The sequence below is a fragment of the Micromonospora sp. CPCC 205739 genome, from assembly GCF_036906795.1.
In the GTDB taxonomy this organism is placed as follows: domain Bacteria; phylum Actinomycetota; class Actinomycetes; order Mycobacteriales; family Micromonosporaceae; genus Micromonospora.
Genome location: NZ_JBAKHS010000014.1, coordinates 1 through 24,441, shown reverse-complemented (window position 1 = coordinate 24,441; position 24,441 = coordinate 1). Strand labels below are relative to the sequence as shown.

The 24,441-nt window shown below is 76.5% G+C and carries 4 protein-coding genes and 3 pseudogenes; all 7 read left to right on the top strand.

Features of this window, described 5'->3' with window-relative positions; genetic code table 11:
- Positions 1 to 84: 84 nt before the first annotated feature.
- Positions 85 to 1,278 (top strand): DUF993 family protein, encoded by a 1,194-nt coding sequence (locus V6U88_RS20420; RefSeq protein ID WP_334455228.1) that lies wholly within the window; start codon positions 85 to 87, stop codon positions 1,276 to 1,278.
- Complete coding sequence (locus tag V6U88_RS20415; protein WP_334455227.1) at positions 1,275 to 2,684, top strand: NAD(P)/FAD-dependent oxidoreductase; 1,410 nt, start codon at positions 1,275 to 1,277, stop codon at positions 2,682 to 2,684. The genes V6U88_RS20420 and V6U88_RS20415 overlap by 4 nt, the downstream gene beginning before the upstream one ends.
- An 88-nt stretch (positions 2,685 to 2,772) precedes the next feature.
- A pseudogene (locus tag V6U88_RS20410) lies at positions 2,773 to 12,177 on the top strand (SDR family NAD(P)-dependent oxidoreductase); the annotation flags it as partial.
- Positions 12,178 to 12,183: 6 nt separating this feature from the next.
- Positions 12,184 to 16,959, top strand: coding sequence for a type I polyketide synthase (locus V6U88_RS20405; RefSeq protein WP_334455225.1), 4,776 nt, complete (start codon positions 12,184 to 12,186; stop codon positions 16,957 to 16,959).
- A 21-nt stretch (positions 16,960 to 16,980) separates the two neighbouring features.
- Positions 16,981 to 19,638 (top strand): annotated as a pseudogene (locus V6U88_RS30310) (type I polyketide synthase); the annotation flags it as partial.
- Positions 19,639 to 19,671: 33 nt separating this feature from the next.
- Positions 19,672 to 20,577 (top strand): annotated as a pseudogene (locus V6U88_RS30305) (polyketide synthase dehydratase domain-containing protein); the annotation flags it as partial.
- A 135-nt stretch (positions 20,578 to 20,712) separates the two neighbouring features.
- A partial coding sequence (locus tag V6U88_RS30300; RefSeq protein ID WP_442934664.1) for a type I polyketide synthase occupies positions 20,713 to 24,441 on the top strand: 3,729 nt, incomplete at its 3' end.

Sequence of the window (24,441 nt, the reverse complement as noted above, 5' to 3'; positions counted from 1 at the left end):
GGGGGTCGCCGCTATGGAACCGCACTCCCGCGAGTCGCTTGAATTGTGCCGACTCGATCCAGACGACGGTTCGGAGCAGAAAAAATGATCAAGCTTCCGGAGTCGGACGGCACGCTGACCGTCTACCACCCGACCCAGGCTCCGCGCGTGGTGCAGCCCGCCGACCCCTCGGAGTTCCGGACCCGTTCCGTGCTGGCCACCGCGCACGTGCTGGGTGACCCGCTGGCCGACAACGAGCCCTTCGGGCCGCCCGGCGGGGACCCGCCGCCGCAGTCGCTGGACTGGGAGGCCACCCTGGCCTTCCGCCGGCACCTGTGGTCGTACGGCTTCACGCTCTGCGAGGGCATGGACACCGCGCACCGCGGCATGGGGCTGGACTGGCCCGGTGCCGCCGAGCTGATCCGCCGCTGCGGCGCGGAGGCGAAGGCGGTCGGCGGGCGGATGGCCGCCGCCGTCCTCACCGACCAGCTGGAGCCGTTCGCCCCGGTCACCCTGGCCGAGGTTCAGGCGGCCTACGAGGAGCAGCTGGCCGTGGTCGAGGAGGCCGGCGCCCAGCCGGTGATCATGTGCAGCCCGCACCTGAACGTCGCCGTCCGCGGCCCCGAGGACTTCGCCACCGTGTACGGCAACCTGCTACGCCAGTCGAGCCGGCCGGCGATCGTGCACTGGATCACCTCGGAGTGGGACCCGCGCAACTCGGAGTACTTCGGCTACGAGGAGCCCGACGACGCGTACGACGCGCTGATCGCGATCGTCCGGGACAACCTGGACAAGGTCGACGGCGTCAAGATCGGACCGGCGTCGCTGGCCCGGCAGGTCGAGTGGCGCAAGCGGCTGCCGGAGGGCGTCAAGTTCTACACCAGCGACACCACCGAGTACCCGGAGATGTTCGTCGGCGACTTCTCCGGGCAGAGCCACCCGCTCACCCCGGTCATCGACGCGGTCGTCCCGATCGCCGCCGAGGCGTTCCGGGCGCTCGACGCCGGTGACGACAACCGGGCCCGGGGGCTGCTGGAGGAGACCCTGCCGCTCAACCGGCACCTGTTCAGCGGCGAGGGCCGGAGCATCTTCTTCTTCAAGACCGGAGTGGTCTTCCTCGGCTGGCTGGCCGGGCACCACGACCACTTCCGGATGGTCTGGGGCGAGCAGTCGGCCCGCTCCGTGCCGCACCTGGCCGCCGCGTACCGGCTCGCCGACAGCCTCGGCGCGCTGCCCGACCCGGAGCTCGCCGAGCGGCGGATGAAGCTCTTCCTCGCCACCTCGGGGATCGAGCAGTGAGCCGGGCCGTCGTCCTCGGCGGCGGCCTCGCCGGGATGCTCGCCGCCGCCGCGCTGGCCCGCGCCGTGGACGAGGTCGTCGTCGTCGAACGCGACCAGCTCCCCACCGAGCCGCAGCCGCGCAAGGGGCTGCCGCAGGGCCACCACAGCCACATCCTCATGCGCGGCGGCGTCGAGGCCTTCGACCAGCTGCTGCCCGGCGTCACCGACCGGCTCTACGCCGCCGGCGCCAAGCGCCGCGGCCTGCCCTCCGGCGCGCTGGCCCGCGGGCCGGAGGGCTGGATGGAACGGCTGGACACCGACGCGTACCTGCTGCTGTGCAGCCGGGAACTGCTCGACCACGTGGTCCGCGACCAGGTGCTGCGCGAGGCGCGGATCAGCGTCCGGGAGGGCACCCGGGTCACCGGGCTGGTCGGCGACGCCGACCGGGTCACCGGCGTGCGGGTCGAGCAGGGCGGCGCGGAGGCCACCCTCGACGCCGACCTGGTGGTCGACGCCACCGGCCGCGCCACCAGCGCCCCGAAGTGGCTGGTCGACCTGGGCCTGCCCCAGGTCCGCGAGGACGTGGTGGACGCCGGCATCGTCTACGTCAGCCGCTGGTTCACCGAGCCGCCCGGCACCCGCGACGACTTCCCCGGCGTCATGATCCAGATGCAGGCCGGCACCGGCCGGCCCGGCCAGGGCGCCGGGCTGCTGCCGATGGAGAACGGCCGCTGGATCCTCAGCCTCTTCGGCAGCCGGGGCGGCGAGCCCCCCACCGACGAGGAGGGCTTCGCGCAGTTCGCCCGGGACCGGCACCACCCGATCATCGCCGACCTGATCGCCCAGGCCCGCCCGGCCGGGCCGATCCGCGCCTACCGGAGCATCCCGGACCAGCGGCGGCGCTTCGAGAAGCTGCCCGTGCCGGAGGGCTTCCTCGTCATCGGCGACGCTGCCCAGGCGCTGAACCCGGTGCACGGCACCGGCATGTCGGTCGCCGCCCAGTGCGCGCTGGCGCTGCGTACCGAGCTGGACGTGCGGGGCCTGCGCCCCGGCTTCTCCCGCAACGTGCAGGCCGCGATCGCGAAGATCAACCAGGGTGCCTGGCAGATCGCCGTCAACACCGACCAGGGGCTGCCGCACGTGCGGGCCAACGTGCCGCTGCGCGGCGGCGCGTTCGCCAACAAGATGGCCGCCCGGGTCGCCCGGACCGGCTGCGGCAACCGCATGGTCATCAACACCGTGTTCAACGTTGCGTCGCTCTGCGCGCCGATGACCCGGATGATGACCCCCGCCTTCCTCTGGGCAGTGCTGCGCGGCCCCCGTACGCCGGCGCTCACCGCCGAGCAGGCCATCGCGCAGTTCCCCGAGTTCGGCGACCTCGTCAAGGTCGACGCGGCGCCCCGGTCCACGACCAGCCCGGCCTGACCATGCACGACCCGCAGACGGCTCACCTCGCGATCGGAACAGGCGGTGGTACCCGGTGAACCAGGAGATGCCGTCGCGGGACGGCGAGGTGCTGCCCTGGCTGCTCTCCGCGCGCGGCACCGACGCGCTGCGCGGGCAGGCGGCCCGGCTGTCGGCGTACCTCGAGGACGCCGCCGACCTGCGGGCGGCGGACGTCGGGCACTCGCTGCTGACCACCCGGGCCCGGCTCGGCCACCGCGCCGTGGTGCTCGGCGCGGACCGCGCCGAGCTGCTCACCGGGGTACGCGCGCTGGCCGACGCCGCCGACGCCCCCGGCCTGGTCACCGGCACGGTCCTGCCCGACGCCCGGGCGGTCTTCGTCTTCCCCGGCCAGGGCTCCCAGTGGCCCGGGATGGCCCGGGCACTGCTCGACGAGGCACCCGCCTTCGCGGCCCGGCTCGCCGAGTGCGCCACCGCGCTGGAACCGTACGTCGACTGGCGGCTGCTGGACGTGCTGCGCGACACCGAGTCCCCGCTCTGGGACTCCGTCGACGTGGTGCAGCCGATGCTCTGGGCGGTCATGGTCTCGCTGGCGCACCTGTGGCAGGAACACGGGGTACGGCCCGCCGCGGTGGTCGGCCACTCGCAGGGCGAGATCGCCGCCGCCTGCGTCGCCGGTGCGCTCACCCTCGACGACGGCGCCCGCGTCGTCGCCCTGCGTAGCCGGCTCATCGGCGCCGAACTCGCCGGCCTGGGCGGGATGATGTCCGTGCTGCTGCCCCGCGACGCCGTCGAGGCCCGGCTGCAGCGGTGGGCCGGCCGGCTCCAGCTCGCCGTGGTCAACGGCCCGTCGTCCATGGTGGTCTGCGGCGAGGTCGCCGCCCTCGACGAGTGCCACGCCGAGCTGACCGCCGACGGCGTGCAGGTCCGCCGGATCGCCGTCGACTACGCCTCGCACTCGCACTACGTCGAGGGCATCCGGGAGAAGCTGATCGAGGCGCTCGCCCCGATCAGCCCGCGTACCGCCGGAGTGGCCTTCTACTCCACGGTCACCGGCGAACCGCTGGACACCGCCACGGTGACCGCCGACTACTGGTACCGCAACCTGCGCCAGACGGTCCGCTTCTCCGACGCCGTCCGGGCGCTGCTCGCCGACGGGCACCGCGTCTTCGTGGAGTCCAGCGCCCACCCGGTGCTCACCTCCGCCGTGCAGGACACCGCCGAGGCGGCCGGCGTCAGCGCCGTGCCGATCGGGTCGCTGCGCCGCGACGACGGCGGGCTGCGCCGCTTCGCCACCTCGCTCGCCGAGGCGTACGTGCACGGCGCCCCGGTGGACTGGACCGGCTTCCTCGCCGGGGGCCGCGTCGTGGGTCTGCCCACCTACGCCTTCCAGCGCCGCCGTTACTGGAAGAACCCGACCGGGCGTACGACCGGCGCCGGCGAGGGCACCGCGGGCCACCCGCTGCTGACCGGGCTGGTCCGGCCCGCCGAGGGCGACGGCCTGCTGCTCACCGGCCGGCTCTCGGTGACCCGGCAACCCTGGCTCGCCGACCACGAGGTGTACGGCCGGGCGGTGCTCCCCGGCGCCGCCCTGGTGGAGCTGGCGCTGCACGCCGGCGAGCAGGTCGACCTGCCCGGAGTCGCGGAGCTGACCCTCGGCGCGCCGCTGGTGCTGCCCGAGCGGGGCGCCCTCGCGCTGCAGGTGGTCGTCGGCGGCCCCGACACCGGCGGCACGCGGCCGGTCAGCGTCCACTCCCGCCCCGAGGAGTCCGACCAGCCGTGGACCCGGCACGCCGAGGGGCTGCTGGCCCCCGCCGCGCCGCCGCCCGGCGCTGGACCGGCCGACTGGCCGCCGTGCGACGCGACCGCCGTCGACATCCGCGACGGGTACGCCCGCCTCGCCGACCGGGGCTACGGCTACGGCCCGGCATTCCAGGGCCTGACCGGGCTCTGGCGGCGCGGCGACGACCTCTTCGCCGAGGTGACCCTGCCCGAGCCGGCCCAGCCGGACGCCGACCGGTTCGGGGTGCACCCGGCGCTGCTCGACGCCTGCCTGCACGCGGGCGTGATCGAGGAGCCGGGCGGGGACACCCTGCTGCCGTTCGCCTGGACCGACGTCACCCTGCACGCCGTCGGGGCCACCGCGCTGCGGGTCCGGGTGCGGCGTACCGGGCCGGACCGGGCCGCGATCGAGGCGGTCGACCCGGCCGGGGCGCCGGTGATCTCGGTCGGCGCGCTGGTGGCCCGCCCGGTCGCCGCCGAGCAGTTGGCCGCCACCGGCGCGCCGCCCGTGCAGCCGCTGCGCCTGGACCGCCGGCCGGTCGACCTGGCGGCGGGCGTCGACTCGTTCGACGGCTGGGCGGTCCTCGGCACGGACCCGCCCATCGGCGCGCCCGCCACCAGCCACCCCGACCTGACCGCGCTCCGGGCCGACCTGGACGCCGGTGCCGCCGTACCCGAGGTCGTGCTCTGGGCCGTCACCCCCGACGGTGGCGACGTGGTCGACGCCGCCCACGCGGCGGCCGGGCGGGCGCTGCGGGTCGTCCAGGAGTGGCTGGCCGACGAGCGGCTGGCCGAAGCGACGCTGGTGGCGCTCCTCCCCGAGGCCGACGACGACCTGCGCTCCGCGCCGGTGCGGGGCGTGCTCCGGGCCGCCGCGGCCGAGCACCCGGGCCGCTTCCTGCTGGTCGGCGCCGACGGCGATCCCGCCTCCCTGGCGGCGCTGCCGGCCGTGCTGCGCCTCGGCGAGCCCGAGGTGACGCTGCGGGCCGGTGCCGCCGCCGTACCCCGGCTGGTGCGGGCCTCCGCGGACGGCGACGCGCCGCCGGCGCTGGCGCCCGACGGCACCGTCCTGGTCACCGGCGGCACCGGCGGCCTCGGTGCCCTGGTGGCCCGCCACCTGGCCGCCGTCCACGGGGTGCGGCACCTGCTGCTGACCAGCCGCCGCGGCCCCGACGCCCCCGGCGTCGACGCGCTCCGCGCCGAGCTGACCGACCTCGGCGCGCGGGTCACCGTCGCCGCCTGCGACGCCGCCGACCCGGTGGCGCTGCGCGCCCTGCTCGACGCCGTCCCGGCCGCACACCCGCTGACCGGGGTGGTGCACGCCGCCGGGGTGCTCGACGACGGCCTCGTGCAGTCGCTGACCCCCGAGCGGATGGACGCCGTACTGGCGCCGAAGGTCGACGCCGCCTGGCACCTGCACGAGCTGACCCGCGACGCCGACCTGGCGCTGTTCTGCCTCTTCTCCTCCGCCGCCGGGGTGCTCGCCCCGGCGGGTCAGGCCAACTACGCCGCCGCGAACCTCTTCCTGGACGCCCTCGCCGCGCACCGCCGCAGCCGGGGCCTGCCCGCCCACTCGCTGGCCTGGGGGCTCTGGGCCGGCGGCACCGGGATGACCGGGCACCTCGACGAGACCGCCCTGCGCCGCCTGCGCCGGCAGGGCTTCGACGCCCTCTCCGAGGCCGACGGGCTGGCCCTGCTCGACGCCGCGCTGGCCGGCGACGTCACCGCGCCGGTGCTGCTCCGCCTGGACCCCGCCGGCCTGCGCGCCCAAGCCGCCTCGGGTGCGCTGCCGGCCGTGCTGCGCGACCTCGTCCGGGTGCCGCGCCGGCAGGCCCACCGGGGCGCCGGCGCCGCCTCGCTGGCCGACCGGCTGCTGCGGCTGCCCGAGGAGGAACGCCGCCGTACCCTGCTGGACCTGGTCCGCGCCGAGGTCGCCGGGGTGCTCGGTCACGCCACCCCGGACGCGATCGAGGCCGACCGGGCTCTCAAGGAACTGGGCTTCGACTCGCTCACCGCCGTGGAGCTGCGCAACCGCCTCAACGCGGCGACCGGGCTGCGGCTGCCCGCCACCCTGGTCTTCGACCACCCGACCGTCTCGGCGGTCGCCGCCCACCTCGTCGCGACGCTGCTCGGCGCGGCCCACCCGGCCACCCCGGTCGCGACGACCCCGGCGGTCGCCGACGAGCCGATCGCGATCGTCGCGATGGGCTGCCGCTTCCCCGGCGGGGTCGGCTCGCCGGAGCAGCTGTGGCGGCTGGTCGCCGACGGGGTGGACGCCATCTCCGGGTTCCCCACCGATCGGGGCTGGGACACCGACGGGCTGTACCACCCCGAGCCGGGACTGGCCGGGCGTACGTACACCCGGTCGGGTGGGTTCCTGACCGACGCGGGGGAGTTCGACGCGGACTTCTTCGGCATCAGCCCGAACGAGGCCGTGGCGATGGACCCGCAGCAGCGGCTGCTGCTGGAGTGCGCCTGGGAGACCCTGGAACGCGCCGGCATCGACCCGGCCACGCTGCGCGGCAGCGACACCGGCGTCTTCGCCGGCCTGATGTACCACGACTACGCCGGCAGCACCGCCACCGGCTCGATAGCCTCCGGCCGGATCGCGTACGCCCTCGGGCTGGAGGGGCCGGCAGTCACCGTCGACACCGCCTGCTCGTCGTCGCTGGTGGCGCTGCACTGGGCGGTCCGCGCGCTGCGCGCCGGCGAATGCTCGCTCGCCATCGCGGGTGGAGCGACCGTGATGGCCACCCCGGAGGTCATCCTGGAGTTCTCCCGGCAGCGCGGGCTCTCCCCGGACGGCCGGTGCCGCTCGTTCGGCGCGGGCGCCGACGGGACCGGCTTCTCCGAGGGGGTCGGCCTGCTGCTGGTCGAGCGCCTCTCCGACGCCCGCCGCAACGGTCACCCGGTGCTGGCCGTCGTGCGGGGCTCGGCGGTCAACCAGGACGGCGCGTCGAACGGGCTCACCGCCCCGAACGGTCCGTCGCAGCAGCGGGTCATCCGGGCCGCCCTGGCCTCGGCCGGGGTGCCGGCGGCCGAGGTGGATGTGGTGGAGGCGCACGGCACGGGTACGACGCTGGGCGATCCGATCGAGGCGCAGGCGGTGCTGGCCACCTACGGTCAGGACCGGCCCGCCGATCGTCCGCTGTGGTTGGGGTCGATCAAGTCGAATCTGGGGCACACCCAGGCCGCCGCAGGTGTGGCCGGCGTGATCAAGATGGTCCTGGCGATGCGGCACGGGGTCCTGCCCCGCACGCTGCACGCCGAGGAGTCGTCGCCGCAGGTGGACTGGTCCGCCGGTGCGGTGGAGCTGCTGACCGAGGCGCGCGAGTGGCCGGTCGACGGCCGCCCCCGCCGGGCCGGGGTGTCGTCGTTCGGCATCAGCGGCACCAACGCGCACGTCATCATCGAACAGGCCCCGGACGACGCGTCGACCAGTGCGTCCGGCCCGGGCGTGGACTCCGGGGTGTCCGGCGCGCTGCCGTGGCTGGTGTCCGCGAGGTCGGTGCCGGCCCTGCGGGCCCTCGCCGGTCGGCTGGCGGACGTCGCCGGGTCGATGAGCCCGGCGGACGCGGCCGCGGCGGCCCGCACCCTGGGCACCGGCCGGGCGCTGCACCCGCACCGGGCCGTGGTGCTCGGCGCGGAACCGGCGGAACTCTCCGCCGGCCTGGCCGCCTTGGCCGCCGGGGAGACCGCCCCGAACACGGTGACCGGCACACCGCGGGGCGGTCGGTTGGCGGTGCTGTTCACCGGTCAGGGCGCGCAGCGCCTGGGCATGGGCCGCTCGCTGCACGCGGTATTCCCGGTGTTCGCGTCTGCGTTCGACGCGGTGGTGGCGGAGTTGGACGCGCACCTGGATCGGCCGTTGCGTGAGGTGGTCTGGGGTGATGACGAGGAGCTGGTCCGGCTCACCGGTTACGCGCAGGCTGGTCTGTTCGCCGTCGAGGTGGCTCTGTTCCGGCTGGTGGAGTCGTGGGGTGTGCGGCCGGACTTCGTGGCCGGGCATTCGATCGGTGAGTTGGCCGCCGCGCATGTCGCCGGGGTGTTGTCGCTGGCGGATGCGGCGAAGCTGGTGGCGGCGCGGGGTCGGTTGATGCAGGCGTTGCCCGTTGGTGGGGCGATGGTGGCGGTGCAGGCGTCGGAGGAGGAGGTGCGGGCGGCGCTGGCGAGCCGGGGTGTTGTGGTCGGCTCCTTTGGAGCTGACGTCGTAAACGATTCAGGCGGCCACGGCCACGGCAACGGCAGCGGCAACGGCAGCGGCACTGGCACTGGCACTGGCTCCGATTCGGTCGCGGCCACCGGCACCGGCATCGGCGCCGGCACCGGCGCTGGTCCGGTCGCCTTCAACGGCACCGGCACCGGCACCGACGACGGCCAGGTCGCGGCCAACGGCACGGGCACGGGCAATGGTGACGGTCCGATGGCCGCTGGCGGTGTGGACATCGCCGCCGTCAACGGCCCCCGGTCGGTGGTCATCTCGGGCCCCGAAGCAGCCGTGCTCGCGGTTGACGAACACTTCACCAACCTGGGCCGGATGACCACCCGGCTGCGGGTCAGTCATGCGTTCCACAGCGGGTTGATGGCCCCGATGCTCGACGACTTCCGCACCGTCGCCGCAGAGCTGACCTACGCCGAGCCCCAGATCCCGGTCGTGTCGAACCTGACCGGCGCCCTCGCCACCACCGAGCTGACCGAGCCCGACTACTGGGTGCGGCACGTCCGCGAGGCCGTGCGCTTCGCCGACGGCATCACCGCCCTGCACCAGGCGGGTGCCATCACGTTCCTCGAACTCGGCCCCGACGCCGCGCTCACCCCGATGATCGAGGGCACCCTGACCGACGACGTCACGATCATCCCCAGCCTGCGGCGCGGACACGACGAACAGCGCCAGGCCCTCACCGCCCTGGCCAAGCTGCACGTCACCGGCACCACCGTCGACTGGACCGCATTGCTCCCGCAGACCGGCCGCACCGTCGACCTGCCGACCTACCCGTTCCAGCGGCAGCGGTACTGGCTCGCGGCCCCCTCCGCCGCCGACCTCTCCGGATTCGGGCAGGTCGCCACCGGCCACCCGCTGCTCGGCGCGAAGGTGACCGTCCCCGACGACGACCTGCTGGTGCTCACCGGCAGGATCTCCGTACCCGGTCAGCCGTGGCTGGCCGACCACGACCTGCACGGCCGGGTCGTCTTCCCCGGCACCGGCCTGCTCGACCTGGCCCTGCACGCCGGGCAGCAGGTCGGCTGCGACCGGCTGGTCGAGCTGACCGCCGAGACGCCGCTGGTCCTCACCGACGAGGCGGTCACCGTACGCGTGGTGGTCGGGCCCCCCGACGACCAGGGCGCGCGGCCGGTCGGCGTGCACACCCGCGGCCCCGACGAGGAGTTGCCGTGGGCCCGGCACGCCACCGGCGTGCTCGCCCCCGGCGGACCCATCCCGGTCCCGCCGCCGGCCGCCTGGCCGCCTCCCGGCGCGGTCCGCGCCGACGTCGAGGATGTCCAGCGCGGCCTGCTGCGCCACGGCTACGGGTACGGCCCGACCTTCCAGGGCCTGCGGGCGGTATGGCGACGCGGCACCGAACTCTTCGCCGAGGTGACGCTCCCCGAGGGGGCCACCGCCGACGGCCACGAGACGCATCCCGCCCTGCTCGACGCGGCCCTGCACCCGCACCGCCTCGACGACGCAGCCGGACCGGTCCAGCCGTCGGTCTGGCGGGACGTCATCCGCCACGCCGCCGCCCCGGCCACGCTGCGGGTCCACCTCGTGCCGGTCGGCGGCGGCGTCACCCTGACCGCCACCGACGCCGACGGCCGTCCGGTGCTGACCGTCGGGCACCTGGAAAGCCGGCTGGTCGGCGCCGACGAACTGGCCGCCGTCAGCGGCGCCGGCGACGAGAGCCTGCTCCGCCTCGACTGGGTGCCCGCGCCCGAGGCCGCCCCCGACGCCGCCCCCGACGCCGCGCCGGCGACCTGGGCCGTGCTCGGCGAGGACCGGTTCGGGGTGGCCCCCGACGCGCCGGCGTACCCCGACCTGGCCGCGCTGCTCGCCGCCGTCGACGCCGGGGCGCCCGAACCGGCGTACGTGCTGCACGCCCCGACCACCCCCGCCGGCTCGGGGCCCGAGGCGGTCCACGCCCTGCTCACCGTGCTGCTCGGCACGGTACGGGACTGGCTGGCCCAGACCCGGCTGCCCCGGACCCGGCTGGTGCTGCTCACCCAGGGCGCGGTCGGGGCGGGGGAGCTGCCCGCCGAACCGGTGCTCGCGCCCGTCTGGGGGCTGGTCCGCTCCGCCCAGTCCGAGCAGCCCGGCCGGTTGGTGCTGGTCGACACCGACGGCAGCGGACCCTCCTGCGTCGCCCTGCCGGCGCTGCTGGCGTACGACGAACCGGAGCTGGCCGTCCGCGACGGCCGCGCGCTGCTGCCCCGGCTTACCCGGGCCTCCGCCGGCGCTGGCGCGCCGCCGCGCTGGGACACCGACGGCACGGTGCTGGTCACCGGCGGGACCGCCGGACCCGGCGCGGCCATCGCCCGGCACCTCGTGGCCGAGCACCGCATCGACCACCTGCTGCTCGCCGTCGACCCGGCCGAGGAGGCCGACAAGGACCTCCTCGCCGAGCTGGCCGACCTCGGCGCAGACGTCACGGTCGCCCCGTGCGATCTCACCGACTCCGACGCGGTGGCCACGCTGCTCGACTCGATCCCCGAGCGGCATCCGCTCACCGCCGTGGTGCACGCCCCCGCCGTACGCGAGGAGAGCCTGCTCGCCGCCACCGCGCCGGAGGCGTTCGCCGCCGCCCTGCGCGCCGCCGTCGACCCGGCGTGGCACCTGCACGAGCTGACCGCCGACCGGCCCCTCGCCGCGTTCGTGCTGGTCTCCTCGGCCGCCGGACTGATGTTCGGCGCCGGTCGACCGGCCACCGCGGCGGCGGCCACCTACCTCGACGCGCTCGCCGCCCACCGGGCCGCCCGCGAGCTGCCCGCCACCGCCCTCGCCTTCGGGGCGTGGGAGGCCGGACCGCCCTGGCTGGACCGGATGGGCCTGCATCCGCTCGGCGTCGCCGAGGGGCTGGCCCTGGTCGACCGGGCGCTCGGGCAGGCCAGCCCCGCCCTGGTCCCGGTACGCCTCGACGTCGCCGCGCTGCGCGCCACCGCCGACGCGCTGCCCGCGCTGCTGCGGCAGGTGGTCCGGGTACCGGCCCGGCGCGTCGCGCCGACCGGCCCCGACCTCGCGCAACGCCTCGCCGGGCTCCCCGACGACCAGCGCGAGCGCTTCCTGCTGGAGCTGGTCCGCACCCACGTCGCCGCCGTCCTCGGTCACCCCGACTGGCGCTCCGTCGAGCCGGACCGGGCCTTCCAGGACCTCGGCTTCGACTCGCTGGCCGCCGTCGAGCTGCGCCGGACGCTGAGCGAGGCGTGCGGCCGGTGGCTCTCGCCGACGCTGGTCTTCGACTACCCGACCTCGCGGGAACTCGCCGCTCACCTCGACGCGGAGCTGGGCGTGCGCGACACCGCCGAGGCCGACCCGGTGCTGCGCGAACTGGACCGGCTCGCGGCGGTGCTCGCCGGCCCCACCGACGGCGACCCGGCCCGGGTCACCGCCCGGCTGGAGGCGGTGCTGCGCGAGTGGCGGACCCGGCACGACCCGGCCGGGCCGGACGGCACGGACGACGACCTGGCCACGGCGACCGACGACGAACTGTTCGCGGTGCTGGACAACCTGGGGATGGGCTGAGCGGCGATGGCGACCGACGACAAGCTGCGCGACTACCTCAAGCGCGCCACGGCGGACCTCCAGCAGACCCGGCGGCGGCTGCACGACGCCGAGCAGCGCTGGCACGAACCCATCGCGATCGTCGCGGCGGCCTGCCGCTTCCCCGGCGGAGTGCGTACCCCCGCCGACCTGTGGGAACTGGTCGCCGCCGGCGGCGACGCGATCAGCGGCTTCCCGCAGAACCGGGGCTGGGACGTCGCCGGCCTGTACGACCCGGAACCGGCCACGCCCGGGCGGACGTACTGCGTCAACGGCGGGTTCCTGCACGACGCGGGGGAGTTCGACGCCGACTTCTTCAAGATCAGCCCGCGGGAGGCGCGGGAGACCGACCCGCAGCAGCGGCTGCTGCTGGAGACCGCCTGGGAGGTCGTCGAGCGGGCCGGCATCGATCCCGCCTCGCTCAAGGGCAGCGCGACCGGCGTCTTCGCCGGCCTCGTCTACCACGACTACGCCGCCAAGGGCGTCGGCAGCCTGGCCAGCGTCGCCTCCGGCCGGGTCGCGTACGCGCTGGGCCTGGAGGGGCCGGCGGTCACCGTGGACACCGCCTGCTCCTCGTCGCTGGTCTCGGTGCACCTGGCCGCGCACGCACTGCGGGCCGGCGAGTGCGGCCTCGCCCTGGCCGGCGGGGTGACGGTGATGTCCACGCCGGACTCGTTCGTCGGGTTCAGCCAGGACCGGGGACTGGCCCCCAACGGCCGGTGCAAGTCCTTCTCCTCCGACGCCGACGGCACCGCCTGGGGCGAGGGCATCGGCCTGCTGCTGCTGGAACGCCTCGCCGACGCCCGCCGCCACGGCCACCCGGTGCTCGGGCTGGTGCGGGGCAGCGCGGTCAACTCCGACGGCGCCAGCAACGGCCTCTCCGCCCCGAACGGGCCGGCCCAGCAGCGGGTGATCCGGGCCGCGCTGACCGCCGCGCAGCTCACCGCCGACCAGGTCGACGCCGTCGAGGCGCACGGCACCGGCACCACCCTCGGCGACCCGATCGAGGCGCAGGCGCTGCTCGCCACGTACGGGCAGGGCCGGCCGGCGGACCGGCCGCTCTGGCTCGGCTCGTTCAAGTCCAACGTCGGGCACGCCCAGGCCGCCGCCGGGGTCGGCGGGATCATCAAGATGCTGGAGGCGATGCGGCACGACACGCTGCCGCAGACCCTGCACGTCAAGGAACCGACCCCCAACGTGGACTGGTCCACCGGCAACGTGCGGCTGCTCACCGAGGCCCGGCCCTGGCCGCGCGGCGACCGGCCGCGTCGGGCCGGGGTGTCCGCGTTCGGGCTCAGCGGCACCAACGCCCACGTCATCGTCGAGGAGCCACCCGCCGACGCCGCCCCGGTCCAGGACGGGGTCGGCGTGCGGCCCGGGCGTCCGGTGGCGCTGCTGGTCTCCGGGCGCGACGAGGCGGCGCTGCGGGCGCAGGCCCGCCGGCTCGCCGGCCACCTGGAGGAACACGCCGACCAGGCGCTCGTCGACGTGGCGTACTCGCTGGCCACCACCCGCGCCGCGCTGGAGCACCGGGCCGCCGTGGTCGGCGCGGACCACGCCGCGCTCCGCGCCGGCCTGGCCGCGCTCGCCGACGGCACCCCCGCCGCGCACCTGGTCCGCGACACGGTACGCGTGGACGGCCGGACCGCCTTCTGCTTCACCGGCCAGGGTGCCCAGCGCCCCGGCATGGGCCGGCAGCTGCACGCCGCCTTCCCGGCCTTCGCCGACGCGTTCGACGCCGCCGTCGCCGCCCTCGATGAGCACCTGGACCGGCCGCTGCGCGAGGTGGTGTGGGGCGCCGACGCCGACCCGCTGAACGACACCGGGTACGCCCAGCCGGCGCTCTTCGCGCTGGAGGTGGCGCTGTACCGGCTGCTGGAGGGCTGGGGCGTGCGCCCGGCGTACCTGGTCGGGCACTCCATCGGCGAGCTGGCCGCCGCGCACGTCGCCGGCGTGCTCACCCTGCCCGACGCGGCGGCACTGGTCGCCGCCCGGGGCCGGCTGATGGGGGCGTTGCCCGCCGGCGGGGCGATGGTCGCCGTCGAGGCGACCGAGGAGGAGGTCCGGCCGCTGCTCGACGAGCGGGTCGACCTCGCCGCGGTGAACGGCCCGACCGCGGTGGTGGTCTCCGGCGTCGAGGCCGCCGCGCTGGCCGTCGCCGAGCAGCTGCGCTCCCTCGGCCGGCGGACCCGCCGGCTGGCCGTCTCGCACGCCTTCCACAGCCCGCTGATGGAACCCATGCTCGCCGACTTCGCCGCGGTCGCCCGCTCGCTGCGGTACACCGCGCCGACCCTGCCGGTGGTCTCCACCCTGACCGGGCGGCCGGTCACCGGCGAACTGACCGACCCCGAGCACTGGGTACGCCAGGTGCGCGGCACCGTCCGCTTCCACGACGCCGTACGGTGGCTCGCCGAGCAGGGCGTCACCACGTTCCTGGAGCTCGGCCCGGACGCGGCGCTCTCGGCCACCGGCCCGGACTGCGTCGCCGACGACCGGGACGCGGTCTTCGTGCCGCTGCTGCGCCGGGACCGCGACGAGGAGCGGGAGCTGGTCACCGCGCTGGCCCGCGCCCACACCCGGGGCGCGGCGGTCGACTGGGCGGCCGTGCACCCCGGCGCCCACCGGGTCGAGCTGCCCACCTACGCGTTCCAGCGCCGCTGGTACTGGTGGGAGGCGCCGGAGCCGGTCGCCGCCGATCCGGCCTTCCTCGACGACCTCGCCACCGCCGACCCCGCCGCCCTCGCCGCCGACCTGGGGGTGGACCCGGCGGCCCTCGGCCAGGTGCTGCCCGCGCTGGCCGCGCTGCGCCGCCGGCACGCCGACCGGTCCGCGGTGGACGGCTGGCGGTACCGGGTGGTGTGGGAGTCCGTCGCCGATCCCGACCCGGGCCCGGCGCCGGCCCGCTGGCTGGTCGCCGTGCCCGACGGGTACGACAGCGACCTGCGGGTCGGCATGATCGCCACCACCATGGTCGAGCACGGCGGCGAGGTGGTCCGGGTCCCGGTGGCCGACGCCGACCGGGCCGCCCTCGCCGCCCGGCTGCGCGACCTGCGCGGCCCCGGCACGGTGGTGCTCTCCCTGCTCGCCCTCGACGACCGGCCGCACCCCGACCACCCGGCGCTGACCCGGGGCGTCGCCGGGACGGTGGCGCTGGTGCAGGCGCTCGGCGACGCCCAGCTCGACGCGCCGATCTGGTGCCTCACCACCGGCGCGGTCGCCGTCGACCCGGGCGAGTCCGCCGACCCGGCCCAGGCCGCCGTGCACGGTCTCGGCACCGGCCTCGCCCTCGACCTGCCCCGGCACTGGGGCGGGCTGGTCGACCTGCCCGAGTTCCCCGACCCGGCCGGCCTGCGCCGGCTGCGCGCCGTGGTCACCGCCACCGGCGGCGAGGACCACGTGGCCATCCGCGACGGCGGGGTGCGCGCCCGCCGGATGGTGCGGGCCGCCCGGCCGGCGGCCCCGCCGTCGTGGCGCCCGCGGGGCACCGTGCTGGTCACCGGCGGCACCGGTGGCCTCGGCGCGCACGTGGCCCGCGCCCTGGCCGGGGCCGGCGCCGAGCACCTGGTGCTGGTCGGCCGGCGCGGCACCGACACCCCCGGCGTGGACGCGTTGACCGCCGAGCTCACCGCACTCGGCGCCGAGGTGACCGTCGCCGCGTGCGACGTCGCCGACCGCGACCAGCTCCGCGACCTGCTCGACGGGCTGCCCGCCCGGTGGCCGCTGACCGCCGTGCTGCACGCCGCCGGGGCCATGCAGCGCATCGCCCCGGTGGGGGAGCTGGCCCTCGCCGAGATCGCCGACGTGGCCGCCGCCAAGGTGGCCGGCGCCGCCCACCTCGACGACCTGCTCGCCGACACCGAGCTGGACGCCTTCGTGCTCTTCTCCTCCGGCGCCGCCGTCTGGGGCAGCGCCGGGCAGGCCGGCTACGCCGCGGCCAACGCCTACCTGGGCGCGCTCGCCGCCCGCCGCCGGGCCCGGGGGCTCGCCGCCGCCGCGATCGCCTGGGGCTCCTGGGACAGCGGCATGGTCGACGCCGACCTGGCCGCCGGCATGCGCCGGCTCGGCGCGCCCCCGATGCGACCCGAGCTGGCGATCACCGCGCTGCCCGAGGCGTACCGGCGCGACGCCGGGGACCTCGTCGTCGCCGACATCGACTGGTCGCGGTTCGCCCCCGTCTACACCATGGCCCGCCGCCGGCCGCTGCTCGACGCGCTGCCCGAGGTGGCCGAGGCGGTCGCCGGCGACGCCACCGCCGGTGCCGGCGGGCTGGCCGACCGGCTCGCCGCGCTGCCACCGGCGCAGCGCCCGCGGGCCCTGCTGGACACCGTCCGCGCCGAGGTGGCCGCGCTGCTCGGCTACGACAGCCCGGCCGCCCTCGACCCCGCCCGCCCCTTCGCCGACCTGGGCTTCGACTCGGTCGCCGCGATGGACCTGCGGCAGCGGCTCACCGCCGCCACCGGCCAGGCGCTGCCCGCCACGCTGGTCTTCGACCACCCGACGCCGGCCGCCGTGGCGGAGTTCCTCGGCGCGGAACTGGGCGTCGGCGCCGCCGACGGCGCGACCGGCCTGGCGGCCGACCTCGACCGGGTGGAGGCCGCCCTCGCCGCGCTGCCGGAGGACGACGCCGACCGGCCGGCGCTCGCCGCCCGGCTGCGCGCCCTGATCGGCCTGGTCGACCGGTCCGCCGGCGACGACCGGCTCGGCGAGGCGGCGACCGCCGACGAGATCTTCGACTTCATCGACAACGAACTCGGGTTGCGCTGACCCACAGGGGTGAGGACGGGCATGGCGGAGGACGGGAAGCTTCTCGACTACCTGAAGCGGGTCACGGCGGATCTCACGCAGACGCGCCAGCGGCTCCAGGAGGTCGAGGGCGTCGAACGCGACCCGATCGCGATCGTGGCGATGGCGTGCCGCTACCCGGGGGACGTGCGTACCCCGGAGCAGCTGTGGGACCTGGTCGCCGGTGGGGTGGACGCGGTCGGGCCGCTCCCGACCGACCGGGGCTGGGACCTGGCCCGGCTGCTCGCCGACGACCCCGACCGGATCGGCACCAGCTACGTCGCCGAGGGCGGCTTCCTCGCCGAGGCCGCCGAGTTCGACGCCGCCTTCTTCGGCATCTCGCCGCGCGAGGCCGCCGCGATGGACCCGCAGCAGCGGCTGATGCTGGAGGTCTCCTGGGAGGTGCTGGAACGCGCCGGCATCGCCCCGGACGCCGTGCGGGGCAAGCCCGTCGGCGTCTTCACCGGCTCCGGCTACCAGGACTACGGCGACCTGCTCAACGCCGCCCCGGAGGCGGCCGAGGCGTACCTGGGCACCGCGGCGGCGGCCTCGGTGATCGCCGGGCGGGTCGCGTACACGCTCGGGCTGGAGGGGCCCACGCTGACCGTGGACACCGCCTGCTCCTCGTCGCTGGTCGCGCTGCACCTGGCGGTGCAGGCGCTGCGCCGCCGCGAGTGCACCCTCGCCCTGGCCGGCGGGGTGATGGTGATGTCCACCCCGGCGCCGTTCGTGGCGTTCAGCCGGCAGCGCGGGCTCGCTCCCGACGGCCGCTGCAAGGCGTACTCCGACGACGCCGACGGCACCGGCTGGGCCGAGGGCGCCGGCGTGCTGCTGCTCGAACGGCTCTCCGACGCCCGCCGCAACGGCCACCCGGTGCTCGCCGTGGTGCGCGGCAGCGCGGTCAACCAGGACGGCGCGTCCAACGGCCTCACCGCCCCCAGCGGGCCGGCCCAGCAGCGGGTCATCCGCGCCGCCCTGGCCAACGCGCAACTGCCGCCCGGCGAGGTCGACGTGGTCGAGGGGCACGGCACCGGCACCACCCTCGGCGACCCGATCGAGGCGCAGGCGCTGCTGGCCACGTACGGGCAGGGCCGGCCGGCGGACCGGCCGCTCTGGCTCGGCTCGCTGAAGTCCAACTTCGGGCACGCGCAGGCCGCCGCCGGGGTCGGCGGTGTGATCAAGATGGTGCAGGCCATCCGGCACGGCCTGCTGCCGAAGAGCCTGCACGTCGGGACCCCGTCGTCGCACGTGGACTGGACGCCGGGAACCGTCCGGCCGCTCGCCGAGGCGCTGCCCTGGCCCGAGTCGGGCCGCCCCCGCCGGGCCGGGGTCTCCTCCTTCGGCGTCAGCGGCACCAACGCGCACGCCATCATCGAGCAGGCCCCCGAGGAGGAACCGGCCGAGATCGCCGCGCCGGAGCCGGCACTGTCGGGGCGTACCCTCGCCTGGGTCCTGTCCGCCCGCGACCCGCAGGCGCTGCGCGCGCAGGCCGCGCGGCTCGCCGCCGTCGCGGCCGGACCCCACCCGGCCGACGTCGGGCACGCCCTGGTCACCGGCCGCTCGGCGCTGGAACACCGCGCGGTCGTCACCGGTACGGCGGCCGCCGCGCTGCTGGCCGGCCTGACCGCCCTCGCCGACGACCGGGAGGCCGCCAACCTGGTACGCGGCACCGCCCGCACCGACGCCCGGGTGGCGTTCGTCTTCCCCGGCCAGGGCTCGCAGTGGGCCGGGATGGCCGTCGAGCTGCTCGACTCCTCGCCGGTCTTCGCCGACACGATCGCCGAGTGCGCCCGCGCGCTCGAACCCTTCGTCGACTGGAACCTGGTCGACGTGCTGCGCGGCGCGCCCGGCGCGCCCACCATCGACCCGGTCGACGTGGTGCAGCCGGTGCTCTGGGCGGTGATGGTCTCGCTGGCCCAGCTCTGGCGCAGCCACGGCGTCGAGCCGGCCGCCGTGGTCGGCCACTCGCAGGGCGAGATCGCCGCCGCCTGCGTCGCCGGTGCGCTCACCCTCGACGACGGCGCCCGGGTGGTCGCCCTGCGCAGCCAGGTCATCGCCGCCGAGCTGGCCGGCCTGGGCGGGATGATGTCGGTCTCGCTGCCCGCCGACGCCGCCCGCGAGCGCCTCGCCGGCTGGGCGGGACGGCTCTCCCTCGCCGCCGTCAACGGGCCCGGCTCGGTGGTGGTCTGCGGCGAGGTGGACGCCCTCACCGCGTTCCAGGCCGCACTGGCCGCCGAGGAGATCCGCACCCGGATGATCCCGGTGGACTACGCCTCGCACTCCGTCTTCGTCGAGGGCATCCGCGACCGGCTCGCCGAACTGCTCGCCCCGGTCCGCCCCCGCACCGCCGAGGTGCCGTTCTACTCGGCGGTCACCGGTGCCCTGCTGGACACCACCGCCCTCGACGGCGGCTACTGGTACACCAACCTGCGGCAGACGGTGCTCTTCGCCGACGCCACCCGGGCCATGCTCGCCGACGGGCTGACCGTCTTCGTCGAGCCCAGCGCCCACCCGACGCTCAAGGTCGGTATCGAGGAGACCGTCGCCGACGCCGGCGCCCCCGCCGTCGCGGTCGGTACGCTGCGCCGCGACGACGGCGGACCGGACCGGGTCGCCGCCTCGCTCGCCGAGGCGTACGCGCACGGCGTCGGAGTCGACTGGCTGCCGCTGTTCGACGGGCGACCGGGGCAGCGGGTGGAGCTGCCGACGTACCCGTTCCAGCGCCGCCGGCACTGGCTCGACGCGGCCGCCGCCGGCACCGGCGACGTCACCGGCGCCGGTCAGCGTCCCGCCGAGCACCTGCTGCTCAGCGCGGTCGTCGCCACCCCCGCCGACGACGGGGTGGTGCTCACCGGGCGGCTCTCCACCGGCACCCATTCCTGGCTGGCCGACCACGCCGTCGCCGGCACCGTGCTGGTCCCCGGCACCGGCCTGGTCGAACTGGCGCTGCGCGCCGGCGACGAGGTCGGCTGCCCGGCCGTCAGCGAGCTGACCATCGGCGCGCCGCTGGTGCTCGCCGACGGCACCGGCGTGCAACTGCGGGTCGCCGTCGGCGCGGCGGGGGAGCGCGGCGTCCGCCCGGTCAGCGTCTGGTCCCGGGCCGAGGACGCCGCCGCCGACGCGCCCTGGCAGCGGCACGCCACCGGCCAGCTCGCCCCGGCCACCGCCCGCCCCGCCGACGACTTCGCGCAGTGGCCGCCGGCCGGCGCCACCGCCGTCGACGTCGCCGGCCTCTACCCCGACCTGGCCGACGCCGGGCTGGCGTACGGGCCGGTGTTCCAGGGGCTGCGGGCCGCCTGGCGGTCCGGTGCCGAGGTGTACGCCGAGGTGGAGCTGCCCGAGGAGGCCACCGCCGACGCCGAGCGCGCCGACCTGCACCCCGCCCTGTTCGACGCCGCGCTGCACGCGGTCGCCCTCACCGACGCCGTCGACGACCGGGCGCTGCTGCCGTTCGCCTTCACCGGCCTCACTTTGCACGCGGTCGGGGCGTCCAGCCTGCGGGTGCGGATCACCCCGCTGCGCGCCGGCGAGGTCGCCGTAACCGCCGCCGACGCCGGCGGCGCGCCGGTGCTCTCCCTGGACTCCCTCGTCCTGCGGCCGCTCCCCGCCGACCTCGCCCCCGCCGCCACCGGGCCCGTCGCCGAGGCGCTCTACCGCACCGTCTGGACGCCGGTACCCACCCCGCCGCCCGCGCCCGTCCAGGTCGGACGGTGGGACGACGGCGAGGTCCCCGACGTGGTGGTGCTGCCGGTCCCCGGCGGCACCGACGCGGCGGCGGTGCACGACACCACCCGCCGCGTCCTCGCCGACCTGCAGCGCTGGCTCGCCGACGACCGGTACGCCGCCACCACCCTGCTGGTGCTCACCCGCGGCGCGGTCGGCCGCGACGGCGAGGACGTCACCGACCTGGCCGGCGCCGCCGTCTGGGGCCTGGTCCGCTCCGCCCAGTCGGAGCACCCGGACCGGATCGTCCTCGCCGACACCGACGTCAACGTCGAGCACGCCGTCGCGCTCGCCCCGACCCTCGTCGCCGCCGGCGAGCCGCAACTGCTGCGGCGCGACGGGGACCTGCTCGCCACCCGGCTGGTCCGCGCGCCGGCCACCGGCGACGCACCGCCCGCCGCCCGGATCGACCCGGCCGGCACCGTGCTGATCACCGGCGCCAGCGGCACCCTCGCCGCCGTCGTCGCCCGCCACCTCGTCCTCGCCCACGGGGTACGCCACCTGCTGCTGCTCAGCCGGCGCGGACCGGCCGCCCCCGACGCGGCCGACCTGGCGGCCGAGCTGACCGGCCTCGGTGCCTCGGTCGCCCAGGTCGCCTGCGACGTCACCGACCGGAACGCCCTCGCCGCCGTGCTGGCCGACGTGCCGGCCGCGCGCCCGCTGACCGCGGTGGTGCACACCGCCGGGGTGCTGGACGACGGCACCATCGCCTCGCTCACCCCCGAGCAGGTCGACGCGGTGCTCGCCCCCAAGGTGGACGCGGCGCTGCACCTGCACGAGCTGACCCGCGACGCGGACCTCGGCGCGTTCGTCCTCTTCGGCTCGGCGGCCGGCGTGGTCGGCGCACCCGGGCAGGGCAACTACGCGGCGGCGAACGCGTTCCTCGCCGGCCTCGCCGCGCACCGGCGCGCGCAGGGGCTCGCCGGCCAGTGCCTGGCCTGGGGTTTCTGGACGCAGGCCACCGGGATGACCGGGCGGCTCGGCGGCGTCGACCGCGCGCGCATCTCCCGCAGCGGCATGATCGGCCTCGCCGTGGACGAGGGCCTGACTCTGCTCGACGCCGCCTTGGACCGTCCCGACGCTCTGCTGCTGCCGGTCCGCTTCGACCTCGCCGCGGTCCGCGCCCAGGGCGACGTGCCGGCGCTGTTCCGTACCCTGCTGCCGGTCGCCCGGCGCAGCGCCGCCGGGGTACGCGCCGACGCCGGCTCCCTGGTGGACCGGCTGCTCCGGCTGCCCGACGCCGACCGCGAGCAGGCGGTGCTCGACCTGGTGCTGGACCGGGTGGCGCTGGTGCTCGGCTTCACCTCGGCCGCCGCCGTCGCCCCGGAGCGGGCGTTCCGCGAGCTGGGTTTCGACTCGCTCACCGCGGTCGAGTTCCGCAACCGGCTCAACCAGACCCTCGGCCTGCGGCTGCCGGTGACCGCGGTCTTCGACTATCCCTCACCGGCCGGGCTGGCCCGCTTCCTGGTCGACGAGCTCTCCGGCACGACCACCGTGACGTCGGCCGTGGTGGCGGCGAAGCCGGTCGACGAGCCGATCGCCATCGTCGCCATGAGCTGCCGATTCCCCGGCGGGGTCAGCTCGCCCGAGGAGCTGTGGCGGCTGGTCGCCGACGGGGTGGACGCGATCGACGACTTCCCCGCCGACCGGGGCTGGAACCTCGACCAGCTCCACGATCCCGGGTTCACCACGCCCAACAGCAGCTACACCCGCTCGGGTGGGTTCCTGCACGACGCCGCCGACTTCGACCCGGCGTTCTTCGGGATCAGCCCGAACGAGGCGCTGGGCATGGACCCGCAGCAGCGGCTGCTGCTGGAGTGCGCCTGGGAGACCTTCGAGCGGGCCGGCATCGACCCGGTGACGCTGAAGGGCAGCCCGACCGGGGTCTTCGCCGGCCTGATGTACCACGACTACCCGGCCAACAGCGGCACCGGCGCGGTGGCCTCCGGCCGGGTGGCGTACGTGCTGGGGCTGGAGGGGCCGGCGGTCACCATCGACACCGCCTGTTCGTCCTCGCTGGTGGCGCTGCACCTCGCCGCCCAGGCGCTGCGGTCGGGGGAGTGCGACCTGGCGCTGGCCGGCGGGGTCAGCGTGATGGCCACCCCGGAGATCTTCGTGGAGTTCAGCCGGCAGCGGGCGCTGTCCCCGGACGGTCGCTGCCGGGCCTTCGCCGCCGCCGCGTCCGGCACCGGCATCGCCGAGGGCGCCGGGTTCCTGCTGGTCGAGCGCCTCTCCGACGCCCGCCGCAACGGCCACCCGGTGCTGGCCGTGGTACGCGGTTCGGCGGTCAACCAGGACGGCGCGTCCAACGGCATGACCGCGCCGAACGGCCCGTCCCAGCAGCGCGTCATCCGCGCCGCCCTCGCCTCGGCGGGGGTGCCGGCGGCGGAGGTCGACCTGGTCGAGGCGCACGGCACCGGCACCACCCTGGGCGACCCGATCGAGGCGCAGGCCCTGCTCGCCACGTACGGCCGGGAGCGCCCCGCCGACCGGCCCCTCTGGCTGGGCTCGGTGAAGTCGAACCTGGGCCACACCCAGGCGGCGGCGGGCGTGGCCGGGGTGATGAAGGTCGTCCTCGCGATGCGGCACGGGGCGATGCCCCGGACGCTGCACGTGGACGCGCCGTCGCCGCAGGTGGACTGGACCGCCGGGGCGGTGGAGCTGCTGACCGAGACGCGGGAGTGGCCGGTGAACGGGCACCCGCGCCGGGCGGGCGTGTCGTCGTTCGGCATCAGCGGCACCAACGCCCACGTCATCATCGAGCAGGCCCCGGAGCAGACTCCGGTGGCCGTGCCCGCGACACCGGCCGACGGTGCCGCCGGTCCGGCGCAGGTCGTGCCCTGGCTGCTGTCGGCCCGCTCGGAGGCGGCGCTGCGGGCCCAGGCCGGGCGCCTCCCCGGGTACGCGGGCGAGCGCGCGGACCTGCGGGACGGCGACATCGGGTGGTCCCTGGCCACCGGGCGGGCGCTCTGGGAACGGCGGGCGGTCGTCCTCGGCGCGGACCGGACCGAGCTGCGCCGCGGCCTCGACGCCCTCGCCGCCGGCACGCCCGACCCGACGCTGGTCTCCGGCGTGGCCCGGGCCGGTCGGCTGGCGGTGCTGTTCACCGGTCAGGGCGCGCAGCGCCTCGGCATGGGTCGTGAGCTGCATGCGGTGTTCCCGGTGTTCGCGGCGGCCTTCGACGCGGTGGTGGCGGAACTGGATGCGCACCTGGACCGGCCGTTGCGTGAGGTGGTCTGGGGCGAGGACGAGGAGCTGATCCGTCAGACGGGCTATGCACAGGCCGGGTTGTTCGCGGTCGAGGTGGCGCTGTTCCGGCTGGTGGAGTCGTGGGGTGTGCGGCCGGATTACGTGGCCGGGCATTCCATCGGGGAGTTGGCTGCGGCGCATGTGGCAGGGGTGTTGTCGCTGGGGGATGCGGCGCGGTTGGTGGCGGCGCGGGGTCGGTTGATGCAGGCGTTGCCGGCTGGTGGGGCGATGGTGGCGGTGCAGGCGTCGGAGGAGGAGGTCCGGTCGGCGCTGGCGGGACCGGATACCTCTGTCGCGTCCTACAGAGCTGATGACGCAAACGACTCAACCCCCACAGCCACCGGCACGGGCGCTGGTCAGGTCGCGGCCAACGGCGTCGGCGTCGGCAACGGCAACAGTCAGGCCGCAGGTGCCGGTGTGGACATCGCGGCCGTCAACGGCCCCCGGTCCGTGGTCATCTCCGGCCCCGAAGCCGCCGTGCTCGCAGTCGCC